This is a genomic window from Streptomyces albofaciens JCM 4342 (genome assembly GCF_008634025.1).
Classification (GTDB): Bacteria; Actinomycetota; Actinomycetes; order Streptomycetales; family Streptomycetaceae; genus Streptomyces; species Streptomyces albofaciens.
In genome coordinates, this window is sequence record NZ_PDCM01000001.1 from 4,615,155 (window position 1) to 4,632,103 (window position 16,949).

Annotated in this window: 11 protein-coding genes and 2 pseudogenes; 7 read left to right on the forward strand and 6 right to left on the reverse strand. The window is 70.8% G+C overall.

Annotated elements, in window-relative coordinates; genetic code table 11:
• Window positions 1–4: 4 nt before the first annotated feature.
• Genes CP973_RS20315 through CP973_RS20330 form a run of 4 tightly spaced genes read right to left on the reverse strand, consistent with a single transcriptional unit; the run spans window position 5 to window position 3,994 of the window.
• Window positions 5–805: an ABC transporter permease gene (locus CP973_RS20315; protein WP_150242720.1), complete on the reverse strand. Its 801-nt coding sequence runs from the start codon at window positions 803–805 to the stop codon at window positions 5–7.
• A complete protein-coding gene (locus CP973_RS20320; protein ID WP_150242721.1) occupies window positions 802–1,662 on the reverse strand; it encodes an ABC transporter permease in 861 nt (286 codons plus the stop codon). Before CP973_RS20320 ends, CP973_RS20315 begins: the two co-directional genes overlap by 4 nt.
• Window positions 1,659–2,705 (reverse strand): ABC transporter ATP-binding protein, encoded by a 1,047-nt coding sequence (locus CP973_RS20325; RefSeq protein ID WP_150242724.1) that lies wholly within the window; start codon window positions 2,703–2,705, stop codon window positions 1,659–1,661. The genes CP973_RS20320 and CP973_RS20325 overlap by 4 nt, the downstream gene beginning before the upstream one ends.
• The gene (locus CP973_RS20330; RefSeq protein ID WP_244409622.1) at window positions 2,702–3,994 is read right to left on the reverse strand and encodes an aspartate aminotransferase family protein; all 1,293 of its coding nucleotides are present in this window, start codon (window positions 3,992–3,994) and stop codon (window positions 2,702–2,704) included. Before CP973_RS20330 ends, CP973_RS20325 begins: the two co-directional genes overlap by 4 nt.
• 245 nt (window positions 3,995–4,239) lie before the next feature.
• Between CP973_RS20330 and CP973_RS20335 the strand changes: the two genes are divergently transcribed.
• The 6 genes and pseudogenes from CP973_RS20335 to CP973_RS20360 form a co-directional block, all read left to right on the forward strand.
• Entirely contained in the window at window positions 4,240–5,307 is a 1,068-nt protein-coding gene (locus CP973_RS20335; RefSeq protein WP_150243814.1) for a glucose-1-phosphate thymidylyltransferase, read from the forward strand.
• Entirely contained in the window at window positions 5,304–6,281 is a 978-nt protein-coding gene (gene rfbB, locus CP973_RS20340) for a dTDP-glucose 4,6-dehydratase (RefSeq protein ID WP_150242728.1), read from the forward strand. Before CP973_RS20335 ends, rfbB begins: the two co-directional genes overlap by 4 nt.
• A gap of 340 nt (window positions 6,282–6,621) precedes the next feature.
• Window positions 6,622–8,331 carry a carbohydrate-binding module family 20 domain-containing protein gene (locus tag CP973_RS20345; RefSeq protein ID WP_150242730.1) on the forward strand — a complete coding sequence of 570 codons (1,710 nt, stop codon included), beginning with the start codon at window positions 6,622–6,624 and terminating at the stop codon, window positions 8,329–8,331.
• A gap of 155 nt (window positions 8,332–8,486) precedes the next feature.
• Window positions 8,487–11,570, forward strand: a pseudogene (locus CP973_RS20350) (alpha-amylase family glycosyl hydrolase); the annotation flags it as partial.
• Between the two features lie 416 nt (window positions 11,571–11,986).
• Complete coding sequence (locus tag CP973_RS20355; RefSeq protein ID WP_244409623.1) at window positions 11,987–13,447, forward strand: non-reducing end alpha-L-arabinofuranosidase family hydrolase; 1,461 nt, start codon at window positions 11,987–11,989, stop codon at window positions 13,445–13,447.
• Window positions 13,448–13,553: 106 nt separating this feature from the next.
• Window positions 13,554–14,201 (forward strand): annotated as a pseudogene (locus CP973_RS20360) (glycoside hydrolase family 11 protein); the annotation flags it as partial.
• Window positions 14,202–14,340: 139 nt separating this feature from the next.
• On the opposite strand, the gene CP973_RS20365 reads toward CP973_RS20360, so the two are convergent.
• Together CP973_RS20365 and CP973_RS20370 are read right to left on the reverse strand one after the other, a co-directional pair.
• A complete protein-coding gene (locus CP973_RS20365) occupies window positions 14,341–15,465 on the reverse strand; it encodes a sensor histidine kinase (protein WP_150242736.1) in 1,125 nt (374 codons plus the stop codon).
• Window positions 15,459–16,118 carry a response regulator gene (locus CP973_RS20370; protein WP_208853263.1) on the reverse strand — a complete coding sequence of 220 codons (660 nt, stop codon included), beginning with the start codon at window positions 16,116–16,118 and terminating at the stop codon, window positions 15,459–15,461. Before CP973_RS20370 ends, CP973_RS20365 begins: the two co-directional genes overlap by 7 nt.
• Before the next feature lie 584 nt (window positions 16,119–16,702).
• Between CP973_RS20370 and CP973_RS20375 the strand changes: the two genes are divergently transcribed.
• The gene (locus CP973_RS20375; RefSeq protein WP_150242740.1) at window positions 16,703–16,942 is read left to right on the forward strand and encodes a hypothetical protein; all 240 of its coding nucleotides are present in this window, start codon (window positions 16,703–16,705) and stop codon (window positions 16,940–16,942) included.
• The last annotated feature ends 7 nt before the right edge of the window (window positions 16,943–16,949 follow it).

Here is a 16,949-nt window from a genome sequence, read left to right on the forward strand (position 1 = left end):
GTAATCAACTCCCGGTCATTTCGTAGGCGTTGACGCCACGCCGCCATACGGTCAGGGCCAGGGCCAGGGCGCCGGCCGTCACCACGGGCAGCCAGACCACCAGCCCCGCGGAGCCCGTCAGCAGGTAGACGCACGGCACGTACGAGGTGAAGGCGAAGGGAAGCACCCAGGTCAGCAGGGCGCGCAGCGAGGAGTGGTAGATGTCCAGCGGGTACGCGGCGAACTCGGACACCTGGTTCGCCGCGTACATCGACGGCAGGCTGGTCACCGTCCAGAAGGACAGCGAGGCGAACAGCAGCTTGACGGACGTGTGGATCAGGGCGCCGCACAGCACCAGCAAGGGGGCGACGGCCCACTGCAGCGGGGTGAGGTCGAGGCCGATGGCGCTGCCGGACCAGACCACCAGGAAGGCGCCGACGACGAGTTCGCCGAGCGCGTCGGGGTGGAAGAAGCGCTCCGAGAGCAGGGAGAACAGCGGGTTCACCGGGCGGATCAGATAGCGGTGGAACTCGCCGCGCTGGACCAGTTTGCGGCCCAGCTCCCACAGCTGGTCGGTGAAGAGGTGGTCCAGGCCGCGCGGCAGCAGCGAGAAACCCAGCAGGAACAGCACCTCGTGGTAGCTCCAGCCGCCCAGCACGGGAACCTGCCGGAAGACCAGGCCCACCACCGCCGTCTGCAGGCCCACGCGGATCAGGAAGGCCCCGGCCCCGAGAAGGAAGTCCATGCGGTACGTACTCAGCCGGTGCAGCCCGACCCCGCCGAGGAAGAAGGCCAGCCGCACATGGCGCCACCAGGTCCGGGTCATCCGCCGAGCACCTCCAGACGGCTGAGCGCGGCCCGCCAGAGGACGGCACCGAGCAAGGTCAGACCGGCCACCCAGCCGGCCTGCCGGGCGAGGACGCCGACGGCGTCGGCCACTCCGTCGTAGCGGCCGAGCAGCAGGGCGAGCGGCGCGTCGACCATGCCCTGGAAGGGCAGCGCGGACGCCAGTGCCCGCAGCGGGCCGGGCATCAGCGCGAGGGGCACCAGCTGCCCGGCGAAGAAGGCGACGACGCTCTGCTTCACCATCCGCACGCCCCAGGTGTTGGTGGTCACGAACCCCGTCATCCCGGTCAGCAGGTTCACGAGGAAGGCGAGCAGGACGGACAGCGCGGCGGACACCAGGAACAGCAGGACGTCGGCCGGCCGGGGCACGGTGAGCGGCATGAGCAGGGCGAACAGGCCGAGCACGGGCACCCCGACCAGGACGGCGTTGGCCGCGACGACCGGCAGGCACGCGAAGAACCGGACGACCGGGTAGCTGACCGGCCGGACCAGCATGACGGCCACGTCACCGCGGTAGACGTCGGCGGCGACCTCGTCGTCCACCCGGTTGGCGTGCAGGATCTGCAGGATCTGGGCCATCAGCAGGTAGGTGGTGATGGTCTCGGCGGTGAAGCCGCCCGGGCCGCCGCCGGGCGGCGAGCCCGCGTACACGGCCCGCCACAGGAAGACGGAGACCGCGGCGCCGGCCGCCGCGGTGACGCCGGTCGTCACGAACGACGAGCGGTACTGCAGCAGGGACTGGAGCCCTCCGGTGGCGAAGGGCAGGTAGTGCCGGACGCGCGCGGCGCGGCGGACCGGCGGGCCGCCCCTCGCCTCCGGTACGGGAGAGCCGCTCATGCCCCACCTGCCGCGGGCCCGCACGGGATCTCGGCCGGGACCGGTCCGGAGCGCCCGCCGCCGTAGATCCGCCGTAGTACGTCCTCCAGGTCCGGTTCCGGCGCGTAGCAGTCCACCAGGTCGAAGCGTTCGAGCAGGAAGGCCAGCACCTGGCGGGAGGTGAACCGGTCCACCGGATAGTCGACCTTGATGCGGCCGTCCTCGGCCGATGAGGCGCTCACCCCGGGCAGTCCCTGCTCGATGTCCGCGCAGGCCCGGTCGGGAGCCGTCGCGTTCCGGTGGTCGAACAGCACGGACCGCCGGTCGGCGGTCCGCAGCAGGTCCCGGATGCTGCCCTGGTGCACCACCCGCCCCCGGTCCACGACCAGCGCGCTGTCGCAGATCGCGGCGATGTCGGTGATGTCGTGGCTGGTGAGGACGACGGTCGTGCCCAGTTCCCGGTGCACGTGGTTGACCAGCTGCCGTACCGCGTCCTTGAGCACCATGTCGAGGCCGATGGTCGGCTCGTCCCAGAAGACGACGGGCGGGTCGTGCAGCAGGCTCGCCGCGATCTCCGCCCGCATCCGCTGGCCCAGGCTGAGCTGGCGTACGGGGGTGGTGCCGAGGGCGTCGATGTCCAGCAGGTCCCGGTACAGGGCGAGGTTGCGGCGGTACACCGGATCGGGGATCTCGTAGATGCGGTGCAGGATGCGGAAGGAGTCCGGGACGGACAGGTCCCACCACAGCTGACTGCGCTGGCCGAAGACGACGCCGATGCCACGGGCGTTGTCCTTCCGCTGCCGGTACGGCTCGATGCCGCGCACCAGGCAGCGCCCGCTGGTGGGCGTCATGATGCCGGTCAGCATCTTGATGGTGGTGGACTTGCCCGCCCCGTTGGCGCCGATGTACGCCGTCTTGGAGCCGGCCGGGATCGTGAAGGACACCCCGTCGACCGCCCGGACGATCCGGTGCTCGCGGGTGAAGAGCGTGGCCAGACTGCCGGCCAGGCCCGGTTTGCGCTCGGCGAGCCGGAACTCCTTGACGAGATTCTCCGCGACGATCACGACAGCACCCGTTCCAGGGCCCGTTCGAGGAGTGTGACGCCCTCGTCGAGGAGCGGCTCGTCGATGGTGAACGGGGGCGCCAGGCGCAGGATGTGTCCGCCGAGGGCCACTCGGAGGCCCAGGTCGAGTGCGTGTGCGTACACGGCCCGCGCGATGTGCGGTGCGGGCCTGCGGCTCTCCCGGTCCGTGACGAACTCCAGCCCGTACAGCAGGCCCAGGCCGCGTACGTCGCCGAGGTTCTCGAAGCGGGAGGGCCAAGCGGACAGCCGCTCGTGCAGCAGGTCGCCCAGGATCCGGACGCGCTCGACCAGACGGTCGCGTTCGACGACCTCCAGAGTGGCGCGTGCCGCGGCGATCCCGAGCGGGTTGCCGCCGTACGTCGCCGAGTAGGCGCCGGGCACCGCGGCCGCCGGGTGGTGCAGCAGCTCCGCGCGACCCGCCAGGACCGCGAACGGGAACCCGCTGGCCAGGCCCTTCGACAGGGTGACCAGGTCCGGCTCGATGCCGAACTGCTCGCTCGCCAGGAAGGTGCCGGTGCGGCCGCCGCCGGTCATCACCTCGTCGGCGACGAGGAGCACCCCGTTGGCCCGGCAGGATTCGGTGATCTGTGACCAGTAGCCCGGCGGCGGCACGACGACTCCGGCCGCGCCGAGGACGGGTTCGAAGACCAGCGCCGAGACGTTCGGCTTGTCGGCGATGTGCTTGCGTACGAGGGAGGCGCAGCGCAGTCCGCACGACGGGTGGCTCAGTTCCAGCGGGCAGCGGTAGCAGTAGGCCGCGTAGCCGAGGACGGAGTTGCCGGCGAACGCCTGGTGGCCGACGTCCCAGTGCACCAGCATCCGCGCGCCCATCGTCTTGCCGTGGAAGCCTCCGCGCAGGGCTCCGATCCGGTTGCGGCCGGGCTCGGCGGTCGCCTGCACCACCCGTAACGCCGCCTCGACCACCTCCGCCCCGGTGGAGAGCAGGGCGTAGGTGTTCAGCCGTTCGGGCAGCAACCTGGCCAGCAGCTCCAGGAGCGCGGCACGGTCGGGCGTCGCTGAGTCGTGCACGTTCCACAGGCGCCGGGCCTGCGTGGTGAGCGCCTCCACGACCTCGGGGTGTCCGTGCCCCAGCGACTGGGTCAGCGTGCCTGCCGCGAAGTCCAGGTACTGGTTGCCGTCGAGATCCGTGAGGACCGGGCCGTGCCCCTCGGCGAAGACCCGGCGCCCGACGGCCGCCTCGTCCGAAGCGCCCGGGGCCAGATGTCCGGCCTCTCGCTCCAGATGCTCCAGCTGGTGCTGACCTGTCACTGCCGCTCCCACCCTCCTGGGCGAACTGCTGTGCCATGCGGCGCCGTTGAGCGGCGTCGGAGGTGAGTCAAACATCAATCACCCAGCGCTGCAAGAAATTTCTGCAACTTTCTGAGTGGCCTTGCGTGTCTCATGCAGCTTCTGCTTGAGTCACAAGTCACTTCACCGGTGACACCGCGACCTTCGTTCGAGGAGAGATCCGTGAGACAACAGATCCAGTCCCTTCCGCGACATCGGTGGCCGACGTGAAAGCCCTCGTCCTGGCGGGAGGCACCGGCAGCCGGCTACGGCCGTTCACGCACACCCGCGCCAAGCAGCTCCTCCCCCTCGCCAACAGACCGGTCCTGCACTACGCCTTGCAGGCGATAGCGGAAGCCGGCATCGAGCACGTGGGCGTGGTGGTCGGCGACCACGGCGACGCCATCCGCCGCGCGGTGGGGGACGGGACTGCCTTCGGGCTGCGCATCACCTACCTCCGGCAGCGCGCATCCCTCGGCCTGGCCCACGCGGTGGCCATCGCGCGCGACTTCCTGGCGGATGACGACTTCCTGCTGTATCTGGGAGACAACTACCTGGAGGAGGGGGTGGCGGGCTTCGTGCGGCGCGCCGAAGCCGGCCGGGACGCCGCCCGGCTGCTCCTCACCCCGGTGCCCGACCCCACCGCCTTCGGCGTGGCCGAGACCGACGACACGGGGCTCGTGCGCCGGCTGGAGGAGAAGCCGGAGCACCCCCGCAGCGATCTCGCCATGGTCGGCGTCTACGCCTTCACCCCCGCGGTGCACGACGCGGTGCGCGCCATCCGCCCCTCCGGCCGCGGCGAGCTGGAGATCACCCACGCGGTGCAGTGGATGATCGAGCAGGGCCTCGGCGTGCGCGCGGAGACGACCACCCGGCCGTGGCGCGACACCGGCAGCGTGGACGACCTGCTGGAGGCGAACCGGCACGTCCTGGACCGGATGACGGGGAGCGTCGAAGGCAAGGTCGATCCGGACAGCGTCCTGGTGGGCCGGGTCCGTATCGCCGAGGGGGCCGTGGTCACGCGGTCCCGGATCGTCGGGCCCGTGGTGGTCGGCGCGGGCGCCGTGATCAGCAACTCCACCGTCGGCCCGTACACCTCCGTGGCGGAGGACTGCCGCATCGAGGACAGCGCGGTCGACTCCTCCGTGCTGCTGCGGGGCGCGTGCCTGGAAGGCGCCTGGGGCATCGAGCGGTCGCTGATCGGCAGCGAAGCGGTCGTGGCCGCGGCGCCCCGCCCGCACCCGGCCCACCGCCTCGTCATCGGCGACCACAGTAAGGTGCAGCTCACCTCATGACGTCACGCATCCTCGTCACCGGCGGCGCCGGGTTCATCGGATCCGCCTACGTCCGCGCGCTCCTCGGCCCGTCGGGACCACCCGGCGTCACCGTCACCGTGCTGGACAAGCTCACCTACGCGGGCAGCCTCGCCCGGCTCGACCCGGTACGCGCTCACCCGGACCTGACCTTCGTGCGCGGGGACGTCTGTGACGCCGCGACGGTGCGGCGCCTGACGGCCGGGCACGACGAAATCGTCCACTTCGCGGCGGAGTCGCACGTGGACCGCTCCATCGAGGACGGCTCGTGCTTCACCCGCACCAACGTGATGGGCACCCAGACCCTGCTGGACGCGGCGCTGCGCAACGGGGTGCGCACCTTCGTGCACATCTCCACCGACGAGGTCTACGGCTCGGTCCCCGAGGGCGCCGCACGGGAGGAGGACCCGCTCAGGCCCAGCTCGCCGTACGCGGCGTCCAAGGCCGCGGCGGACCTCGTCGCGCTTGCCCACCACCGCACGTACGGGCTGGACGTCCGGGTGACCCGCTGTTCCAACAACTTCGGCCCGTACCAGCACCCGGAGAAGGCCGTTCCGCGCTTCCTGGCCGCGGTGCTGACCGGCGGCAGCCTCCCGCTGTACGGAGACGGCCGGCAGGTCCGCGACTGGCTGCACGTGGACGACCACGTCCGGGCGGTCGAACTGGTACGCACGGCCGGGCGGGCCGGAGAGACGTACAACATCGGGGGCGGCACCTCCCTGAGCAACCTCGGCCTCGCGCAACACCTGCTGACGCGGTGCGGCGCGGGCCCCGACCGCATCACCCACGTCACGGACCGCAAGGGCCACGACCGCCGTTACGCGGTGGACCACAGCAAGATCACCGCGGAACTCGGATACCGGCCGCGGGCCGACTTCGCGCAGGCGCTGACCGCCACGGTGGACTGGTACCGCACCCACCGGCCCTGGTGGGAGCCCTTGTTCACGTCCGTCTGAGGGGGCGGACCGACGGGGCGGGGCGGCAGGGGAGGGGAGCGTCGGACACTCCGGCCCGGTCGGCCGGGCGCGTTGGGGACATACCTGCTGCATACCCCACGGCCGCGGGCCGGAGTGCGTTGAAGGTAACACCGTTGAAACACTTGCGAAAGAGTTTGCGCTTCCTGGGTTGACCTTCGACCTCGGTGAACTGGACTTCTGTGGCGAAGGGTTGACCAGCGGTAAGCGGAGCCGTACGGTCTCGACCGCAAAAACTTGCTGCAAAAACCAGTACCGCCTTGTCCGGCATGGCGCGTTGCCCATCGAGGCTCCCCCACACCCCCTCAGACTGGAGCACACCATGGCCAACAAGACCGTGGCCGCTGCACTCGCCCTAGTGGCAGGAGCCGCTGTGGCCATCACGGCGCCGGCACCGGCGCCGGCGCACGCCGCCGGTGCGCCCGGCGGCAAGGACGTCACGGCGGTGATGTTCGAAAGGAGCTTCTCCTCCGTGGCGAAAGCGTGCACGGAGGAGCTGGGCCCCGACGGATACGGGTACGTCCAGATCTCCCCGCCCAACGAGCACCTCGCGGGAAGCCCCTGGTACACGGCGTACCAGCCCGTCAGCTACAAGATCGGCACCAAGCTGGGCGACCGCTCGGACCTCAAGAGCATGATCGACACGTGTCACGCCGCGGGCGTCAAGGTCGTCGCGGACACGGTCATCAACCACATGGCGAACGCCTCCGGCACCGGCTCCGCGGGCTCGCCCTTCAGCAAGTACGACTACCCGGGCACCTACTCCGGCGCCGACCTGGACACCTGCCGGAAGAAGATCGTCAACTACCGGGACCGCTGGGAGGCCCAGAACTGCGAGATGGGCGACCTGCCCGACCTGGACACCGGTGAGGAACACGTCCGCAAGACGATCGCGGGCTACCTGAACGACCTGCTCTCCCTGGGCATCGACGGCTTCCGCGTCGACGCGGCCAAGCACATCCCCGAGGCCGACCTCGTCAACATCAAGTCCCGGCTCACCGACCCCGGCGTCTACTGGAAGCAGGAGACCATCGGGGCCCCCGGCGAGGACGTCCAGCCGTCCGAGTACTACACCACCGGAGACGTCCAGGAGTTCACCTACGCCTACGACCTCAAGCGGGTCTTCGGCAGCGAGAAACTCGCGGTGCTGAAGAACTTCGGCGAGGGCTGGAACTACCTCCGCAGCGACAAGGCGTCCGTGTTCGTCACCAACCACGACACCGAGCGCAACGGCGGCTCCCTCAGCTACAAGGACGGCGCCGACTACACCCTCGCCCATGTCTTCATGCTGGCCTGGCCGTACGGTTCCCCCGACGTCCACTCCGGTTACGAGTTCACCGACCACGACGCCGGCGGCCCGAACAACGGCAGGGCCGAAGCGTGTTACAAGGACGGCTGGAAGTGCCAGCACGCCTGGCGCGAGATCGCGAGCATGGTCAAGTTCCGCAACACCTCCGCCGGGGCACCGGTGACCCACTGGTGGGACAACGGCGGCAACCAGATCGCCTTCGGCCGCGGCGACAAGGCGTACGTCGCCATCAACCACGAAGGCGCCCCGCTCACCCGCACCTTCCAGACCTCCCTGCCCGCCGGCGGCTATTGCGACGTGCAGACCGGAAAGGGCGTCACCGTCGACTCCTCCGGCCGGTTCACCGCGACCCTGGGCGCCAACACGGCCCTCGCCCTGCACGTGGGGGCCAGGAAGTGCGACAGCGCCACCCCGACCGACCCCCCGCCGGCCGCCGGAGCTTCCTTCAACGTCAAGGCCGACACCCAGTGGGGGCAGAACATCTACGTCGTCGGCGACAACGCCGCCCTCGGTGACTGGAACACCTCCAAGGCCCTCAAGCTGGACCCCGCGGGCTACCCCACCTGGAAGCTCGACGTGAAGCTGCCCGCGGGCACGTCGATCGCGTACAAGTACCTCCGCAAGGACGCGGCGGGCCACGTCACCTGGGAGGGCGGAGCCAACCGCAGGACGACCGTCCCCTCCGGCGCCGGGATCAAGCTGAACGACACCTGGCGCAACTGACAGCCGCCCCGCGCGACGCGCGCCGGCCGCCGACAGGCGGCGGCCACCGAGAACGGCCGCCCGGCCCACCTCCCCGGTGCCGGGCGGCCCCCGCGTCACACGGCAGGGCGGCGGCCCGTCCGCGTCCGTCACCATGACACCGGGAAAGGCGTCACATGACCGGACCGAGACATCTCGTGACCGCGCTGGCTCTCGCGCTGCTGTCCGCGGCCCTGCCGCCTTCGGCGACCCGGGCGGCGGCCGGCGGGCCGCCCCCACCGCCGCCGGACGCCCGGCTCGCCCGGGAACCGGACCGCCCGGCCGTCAGCAGGGAACAGTTCTACCTGCTCCTGCCCGACCGGTTCGCCGACGGTTCCCCGTCGAACAACCGGGGCGGACTGACCGGCGGCCGGACGACCACCGGATACGACCCCACCGACAAGGACTTCTTCCAGGGCGGCGACCTGCGGGGCGCCATCGACCACCTCGACTACATCCGAGGTCTCGGCACCACCGCCATCTGGCTCGGCCCCGTGTTCAAGAACAAGCCCGTCACGGTCCGCGACGGCAGGGCGAGCGGCAACTACCACGGCTACGCCATCACCGACTTCACCCGGGTCGACCCCCACTTCGGCACCGAGGCCGACCTGTCGGAACTCATCGACAAGGCCCACGCCAAAGGCATGAAGGTCTTCTTCGACGTCATCACCAACCACACCGCGGACACCGTCGACTACGCCGAGAAACGGTACGGATACCGCGGCAAGGGCGCCTTCCCCTACCTGGACGCGCACGGCCGCCCCTTCGACGACAGCACCGGCACCCACCGCCCGGACCCGGCCGGTTCCCCCTACACCCCGCGGCTCTCCACCGACCCGCAGGACCGCAAGGTGCCCGCATGGCTCAACGACCCGGCCATGTACCACAACCGCGGTAACTCCACCTTCGCCGGAGAGAGCGCCCTGTACGGCGACTTCAAGGGCATGGACGACCTGTGGACCGAGCGGCCCGAGGTCGTACGCGGCATGGAGCGGATCTATCAGAAGTGGGTCCACGACTTCGACGTGGACGGCTTCCGGGTCGACACGGCCAAAAACGTCGACATGGCCTTCTGGACCCAGTGGGCCACCGCACTCGACCGCTACGCCGCGCGGCACGGCCGCCCGAACTTCTTCCTCTTCGCCGAGGCGTTCTCGGCGGACGCGTCCATCACCGCCCCCTACGTCACCCAGGGCCGGCTCGACGCGACGCTGGACTTCCCGTTCCAGGCCGCCGCCCGCAACTTCGCCTCCCGGGGCGGCCCCGCCGCCGACCTCGCCCGCGTCTTCGCGCAGGACTACCGGTACGGCACGGACCAGACCAACGCCTACAGCCAGGTCACGTTCCTCGGCAGCCACGACATGGGGCGCATCGGCAGCTTCGTCGGCCAGGACAACCCGGGCGCCGACGACGCCGAACTGCTGCGACGGGACCGCCTGGCCCACGAGCTGATGTTCTTTTCGAGGGGCAACCCGGTCGTCTATTCCGGCGACGAACAGGGCTTCACGGGCTCCGGCGGCGACGCGGACGCCCGCCAGACCATGTTCGCCTCGAAAGTCCCCGACTACCTGGACGACCACCGGATCGGCACCGACCGCACCGCGGCCTCCGACGCGTACGACACCACCCACCCCCTCTACCGCGCCGTCGCCGCCCTCTCCCGGCTGACCCGGGAACACCCCGCCCTGCGCGACGGTGTCCAGACCGAGCGCCTGGCCCAGGGCTCCGTGTACGCCTTCTCCCGCACCGACGTACGCCGGGGCCGCGACTACCTGGTAGCGGTCAACAACGCGGGCGAAGACCGGACCGTCACCCTGCCGACCGGCGCTGCCCACATGCCCTACCAGGCGCTCTACGGCACCAAGGGCAGGGTACGCAGCGACGGGGCCGGAAAGATCACCGTGACCGTGCCGGCCCTGTCGGCCATCGTGTACCGAGCCACACGGCACCCGAGCCCGCCGACGGCCGCCCCCTCCCTCACGCTCCGGGCCCCGGCCGCGGGCGTCAGCGGCAGCGCGGAGATCTCCGCCGACGTCCGCGGCGGTGGACACCACCGGGTCGTCTTCGCGGCCCAGGCCGGCAACGGTCCCTGGAGGACGCTCGGTACGGCCGACCACGCCCCCTACCGGATCACCCAGAACATCACCGCGGACCTCGCGGCCGGAACGCCGCTGCGGTACAAGGCGGTCGTCGTCGACAGCGCCGGCCGGACCGCGAGCGACAGCGCCGTGACCACCGCCGGCCGGCCACCGGTGGCGCAGAAGCCGACGGCAGCCCGCCACTGGGCCGTCGTCCACTACCGGCGTACCGACGGTGACCACACGGGCCTGCGTCTGCGGACCGCCGACGGCCGGACCGCCGACTTCACCGGCCGGGACGCGTACGGAGCCTTCGCCTGGCTCACCCCGGCCGAAGGCGCCGACGCGATCTCCTTCACCGTGGAGAAGGACGGCGTACCCGACGGCCCGCCACGCACCCTGCGTCTCACCTCCGCAGCGGAAGTGTGGACGGAACGGGGGAGCGACGCGGTGACGACGACGCGGCCCCCGGGCGCGTACCCGGAACAGGACCCCACGAAGGCGGTCATCCACTACCACCGGGCCGACGGCGACTACGACGGCTGGGGCCTGCACCCCTGGACGGGAGCGGCGAGCCCCCCGGAGTGGAACGACCCGGTGCGGCCGGCGGGCCGGGACTCCTTCGGCCTGGTCTTCGAGGTCCCGCTGAACAGCCACGCGGAATCGCTCAGCTACATCCTGCACAAGAAAGAGGAGAAGGACGTCCCGGTCGACGAGACGCTCGACTTCTCTCTTTACGGGCACGAAGTCTGGCGCGTGGCCGGAGACCCCGCCTACCTCGCTCCGACTCTGGGCGGGGCGTTCGGCCTGGACCTCGCCACGTCGGCGGCGACCTGGCTGGACGACACCACCGTCGTGTGGCGGGGGACCGGCGCCGGGGTCGCCGGTCAGCAGCTGGTGTACGCGCCGAACGGCGGCATCACCCTCCGGCACGGGGCACTCTCGGACGAGGGCCGGTGGCTGCGCCTGATCCCCACCCGGCTGACCGGCGCGCAACGGGCGGCCCACCCGCAGTACGCCGATCACCGGGCCTTCACGGTCGACCCACGGGACCGCCGGCGCATCGCCGAGGCCCGGATCAGCCGCCAGGTGATCGCCACGCAGCGGGGACAGAACGGAGCCCTGCTCGGCGCGACCACCGTCCACCGGCCCACCGCTGACCGGCCGGCGCCGGCGGTTTCTCCGGCGGAGATCCGCGCACCCTGACGCTGATGCGCTTTCCGCACCCCCGATTTCGCGCCCATTCATGGTTCTGCCGAGCGGCCGGAAGCTTCCCGATACCCGATGCGGAGCCCGTCGGCCCGGCTGCGGTGTGCTTTCTTGCCGCACCCCGGAGTGCCCGACGGCAGACGGCCTGCCGTTCGGCCGCCGACGGCCGAAAGGTTGCCGCGATTCCGAACTTGGCGGAATTCGGCGGCAGACCGCCGGCGGTGCTGTCGAATGCCTTTCGCCGATATTCGTCAACTCGGGGGAAAGAGCTGGGAGAGGATATGGCTGCAGGCCACACAGCACGCCGGCGCCCACTGTGGCGCCGGCGACGAGGTACGGCCGGAACCGCGGTGGTGGCGCTGCTCGCCGGACTGTGCGTCGCCCTGGTCACGACACCGGCATCGGCCGCCTCGGTGGACACCGGCGCCTGGTACGTCCTGGTCAACCGCAACAGCGGCAAGGCACTGGACGTCACCAACCGGGACACCGACAACGGAGTCGGGCTCCAGCAGTACCGGCGCAACGACGGGGCCTGGCAGCAGTGGCGTTTCGTCGACTCCGGCGACGGCTCCTACCGGCTGCGATCCCGCTTCAGCGGCAAGGTCCTCGACGTGTCCGGCCGGTCGACGGCCGACGGTGCCCGGATACAGCAGTGGGACGACACGAAGGCGTCCAGCCAGCGGTTCGGCCTGGCGAGCTCCGCAGGCGGGTACCTGCGTCTGATCAACCGGAACAGCGGAAAGGCCGTCCAGGTCGCGGGCGCCTCCACGTCCGATGCGGCGGCCATCGACCAGTCGGCCGACCGGGACGGTCCCGGCCAGCAGTGGCAGCTGGTGAAGGCCGGCACCATCGCGAACTCCCTGCCCTCGTCCTTCTCCTGGGTGTCGACCGGTGTGCTGGCGGGTCCGCGGTCGAACGCGTCGCACCGGCTCGTGTCGATCAAGGACTTCTCGGTCATCCGGTACAAGGGGAAGTACCACGTCTACGCCACCACGGCGAACACGTCCGGGAAGTGGAGCCTGGCGTACTTCAGCTTCGACAAGTGGGCGAATGCCGGCTCCGCCACCCAGCACTACCTGGACTCCTCGGCCATCGGCACCCGTTACGCGGCCGCGCCCCAGGTCTTCTACTTCGCCCCGCAGAAGCTCTGGTACATGGTCTACCAGACCGGTCCGCCCACCTATTCCACGACGACCGACCCCGCCAACCCCTCCTCCTGGTCCGCACCCGAACCACTCATCGCCTCGGAACCCGACGTGGTGACGCGGAACAAGGGCAAGGGGCAGTGGATCGACTTCTGGACCATCTGCGACACCGCGAACTGCCACCTGTTCTTCAGCGACGACAACGGGCACCTCTACCGCGCCCGGACCACGCTCGCGAACTTCCCCAACGGATTCGGTGACACCACCATCGTGCTGTCCGACTCCCGGCCCAAGCTCTTCGAGGCGTCGAACATCTACAAGGTGTCCGGCACCAACCGGTACCTGCTGCTGGTCGAGGCCATGGGAGCGGGCGGCCGGTATTTCCGCTCCTGGACGTCCACCGGTCTGACCGGGACCTGGACCCCGCTCGCGTCCACCGAAGGCGCCCCGTTCGCGGGCAGGGCCAACGTCTCCTTCAACGGTCCCGCCTGGACCGACGACATCAGCCACGGTGAGCTGGTCCGCTCCGGCAACGACCAGAACTTGACCATCGACCCCTGCCATCTGCAATACGTCTACCAGGGACGTGACCCGCGCTCCGACGGCGAGTACGCGCAGCTGCCCTATCGCATGGGGCTGCTCACCCAGACCAATTCCCCCTGCTGACCCGGCCTGTCCCAGATCATTTCCGCGTCATCACCGAAGAGGAGGAGCCCCGGGCGTGAAGCCGAACACCCTCTCCCGAAAACGTGAAAGCCGCCGTTTCGGCCTTCTGGCGAAAGGCATCTGTGCGCTGGCACTGGCGGCCTTGGCGTCCCTGTTGTTGCCCGGCACGGCCGGCGCCGGCCCGATCATCACGTCGAACAAGACCGGCATCCACGAGGGTTACTACTATTCGTTCTGGACCGACAGTCCCCGGACGGTGTCCATGGACCTGGCGTCCGGCGGCAGTTACAGGACGTCGTGGCGCAACACCGGTAACTTCGTCGCGGGCAAGGGCTGGGAGGTCGGAGGCAGGAAGAGCGTCACCTATTCCGGCAGTTTCCGCCCTTCCGGCAACGCCTACCTGGCCCTCTACGGGTGGAGCACCAATCCCCTCGTCGAGTACTACATCGTCGACAACTGGGGCACCTACCGGCCCACAGGTGCCTTCCAGGGCACGGTGACCAGCGACGGCGGCACCTACGACATCTACCGGACGACCCGGCACAACGCCCCCTCCATCGAGGGACCGAACAAGACCTTCGACCAGTACTGGAGCGTCCGGCGGACGAAGCGTACGGGCGGCACCATCACCACCGGCAACCACTTCGACGCCTGGGCGCGCCACGGCATGCGCCTCGGCACCTTCCGCTACATGATCATGGCGACGGAGGGCTACCGCAGCAGCGGAAGCTCGGACATCACCGTGAGCGCGTCCCCTCACCGGACGCGGCGGTGACCGAGTGGCGCGCGGAACCCACCGTGGTTGCGCGCGCCACGCGGCGCGCTGCCGGGCTGCCGGTGGGCGCCCGCACGGGGGCAGCCGGCCCGTACGGTCTCAGTCGGCTCGTACGGTCTCAGCCGGCCCGTACGGGGGCTTGCAGTTCGACCTGGAAACCGCCCTGAGGGGTCGGGCCGGTGGTGAAGGTGCCGTCGAGCAGGTCGGCGCGTTCCCGCAGGCCGATCAGGCCCTGCCGGGAGCTGGGGAGGGCGACCGACGGGCGGGTGGGTGCCGTGTTGGTGACGGTGACGCCGAAGCGGGCCGCGTCGTGCCACAGACGTACCTCGGCGCGGGCTCCGGGCGCGTGTTTGCGGACGTTGGTGAGGGCTTCCTGGACCGTGCGGTAGACGGTGCGCTGGGCGGTGGTGCTGATGTCGGGCGGGAGATCGCCGGTCAGGGTCGTCTCGATGCCGCTGGTGGCGACCAGGTGGTGCAGGTCGGCCAGGGTGGGCTGGGGGGTGAGTTCGGTCGTCCTGCCGCCGGAGGCGCGCAGCAGGGTGACCATGTGGCGGAGTTCGTCGAGGGTGTTCGCGCTCAGGGAGCGGATGGTGCGGGCTGCCTCGCGGGTGTCGGTGTCCTTGGCGGCGACCTGCAGCGCTCCGGCCCGTACGGCGATGAGGCTGACCTGGTGCGAGACGACGTCGTGCATCTCGCGGGCCAGCTGGGCCCGCTCGCGGGCGAGCACGGTCTGCGCGTACAGGGCGCGTTCGTGCTCGCGGGCCTCCTCGACCTCCTGGAGCTGACGGGCCATGTCGTGCCGGGCCTGTACGAGCTGGCCGAACAGGACCGGGGCGAAGGCCGTGGCCAGCGTGTAGACGACCTGGACGAGCGTCCAGGCGTGGTCGCCGGAGAAGGTGTCGGACAGCGGCTGGTCAAGGGCGCTGATCGCCGCGTTGAGCAGGGCGCAGCCGGCCAGCAGCGAGCGGCTGCGGGTGTGCGCGGCCAGTGTGTAAAGGGCGGTGATCGGTGCGAACGCGACGTCCAGGAAGAACGTCATGGGCAGCGTCAGCAGGAAGACGGTCAGCGGGAAGCGCCTGCGCAGGAACAGTCCGGCGCAGCCGACGGCGGCGCAGGCCAGCACGGAGGGGTGTTCCTCGTCGAGGAGACTGATCCAGGCGTCGAGGGCGGCGAAGGCCACAAGGCAGGTGTCGACGGCCCACGGCGGTACGCGCCGCCACAGCGGCTGGTCCACGCTCACCACCCGTTGCCCTGTGCCGTGTTGCCGCCGAGCAGCCCGGCCCGCTCGGCGAGCAGTGCCGCCTGGACGCGGCTGGACACCCGGAGCTTGGTCAGGATCGAGCTGACGTGGTCCTTGACGGTGCCCGCGCTGAGGTGGATGCGGGTGCCGATGTCGGCGTTGGACAGCCCCTCCGCGACCAGGACGAGCACATCGCGTTCCCGGTCGCTGAGCAGGGCCACCCGCGCCACGTCCGCGTCCTGCGGCGCGCCGGCCCCGGGGTGGCTGCGCAGCAGGGCGCGCGAGGCTTTCGGGGACATCACCACTCCGCCCGCGGCCAGCGTGCGGACCAGGTGGGCGAGCTGCTCGGGCTCGGTGTCCTTGAGCAGGAAGCCGGCGGCCCCGGAGCGCAGCGCCGTCAGGATGTACTCGTCGGTGTCGAAGGTGGTCAGCATGGCCACGTGCGGCGGCCCGGGCAGCGCCCGCACCTCCCGCAGGACGGTCAGGCCGTCCACGTCCGGCATCCGGATGTCGAGGAGCACGACGTCCGGGGCCTCGCGCCGGATCACCTCGGCCGCGCTCGCCCCGTGCGCGGTCGCCACGACCTGGATGTCGTCGGACGCGTTCAGGATCAACTCGAAACCGGACCGCACCAGCGCCTCGTCGTCCACCACCACTACCCGGATCACACCCGGTCCGCCTTACTGTCGCCTGCCTGCGTCGGTTTCGGGCGGCCCGTACGCTGCCCGCCGGGGACGCGGCTCTTGTACGGTGATCGCCCGTTGTCGACGGTAAGTCTCGCAGGAGGCGCGGTGGCGCGGCCGCCGAGGACTCCGGACACCCGGCGGGCCGATACCAGCCGTTCGGGGGGAACACCCCGGCCCGTCGACGGATGCGCGGACGCGCACCGGGGGGTCGTGTACGCCACGCTCAACCGGTGAAATCGGTACAAAGGTGACATGTCCGGTGGCTTTCCGCCGATTACCGGCTGGGGCCGCTCCCGTAACACGACCATCGGCGTCGCGGTCGCGGGCCGCCGACATCGGCGTCGCGGTCGTGGGTCACTGCATCAGCGTCGCGGTCGCGGGCCACCGGCACCGGGCGGGCCCGCAGGACCCACGCCGGCGCCCCGGGGCCGGGCGCGGCGCCGTCACCGCGGACGCGGCCCAGCCACTTGGGGGACCCGGACCAGCCGACCGGCGGACGTGATCCGGATGACTGCCGGATACGCGAAGGCCCCTCCGCCGACCAGCCTGGACGCATGGACGACAACCGACACGGCCCACAGGGGCACGCGCCTGTCTCGCCCGCTCCCGGCACAGCCGTTCGCACGCGGCGCGCGACGGACCGGCCCCTGCCGCACGGGCGCACCTGGGGTGGCCGGGAAGCCGCCGTCCTCGCCTGCGTCGCGGCGGCCGGGATCCTGCTGGTCCTGCGTCCTGATCTGTTCTCCGGCCTGGTCGAGCGCGCCGTTGCGCTGCGCGCCCGGCTGGTCGGCTGAGCGGGCG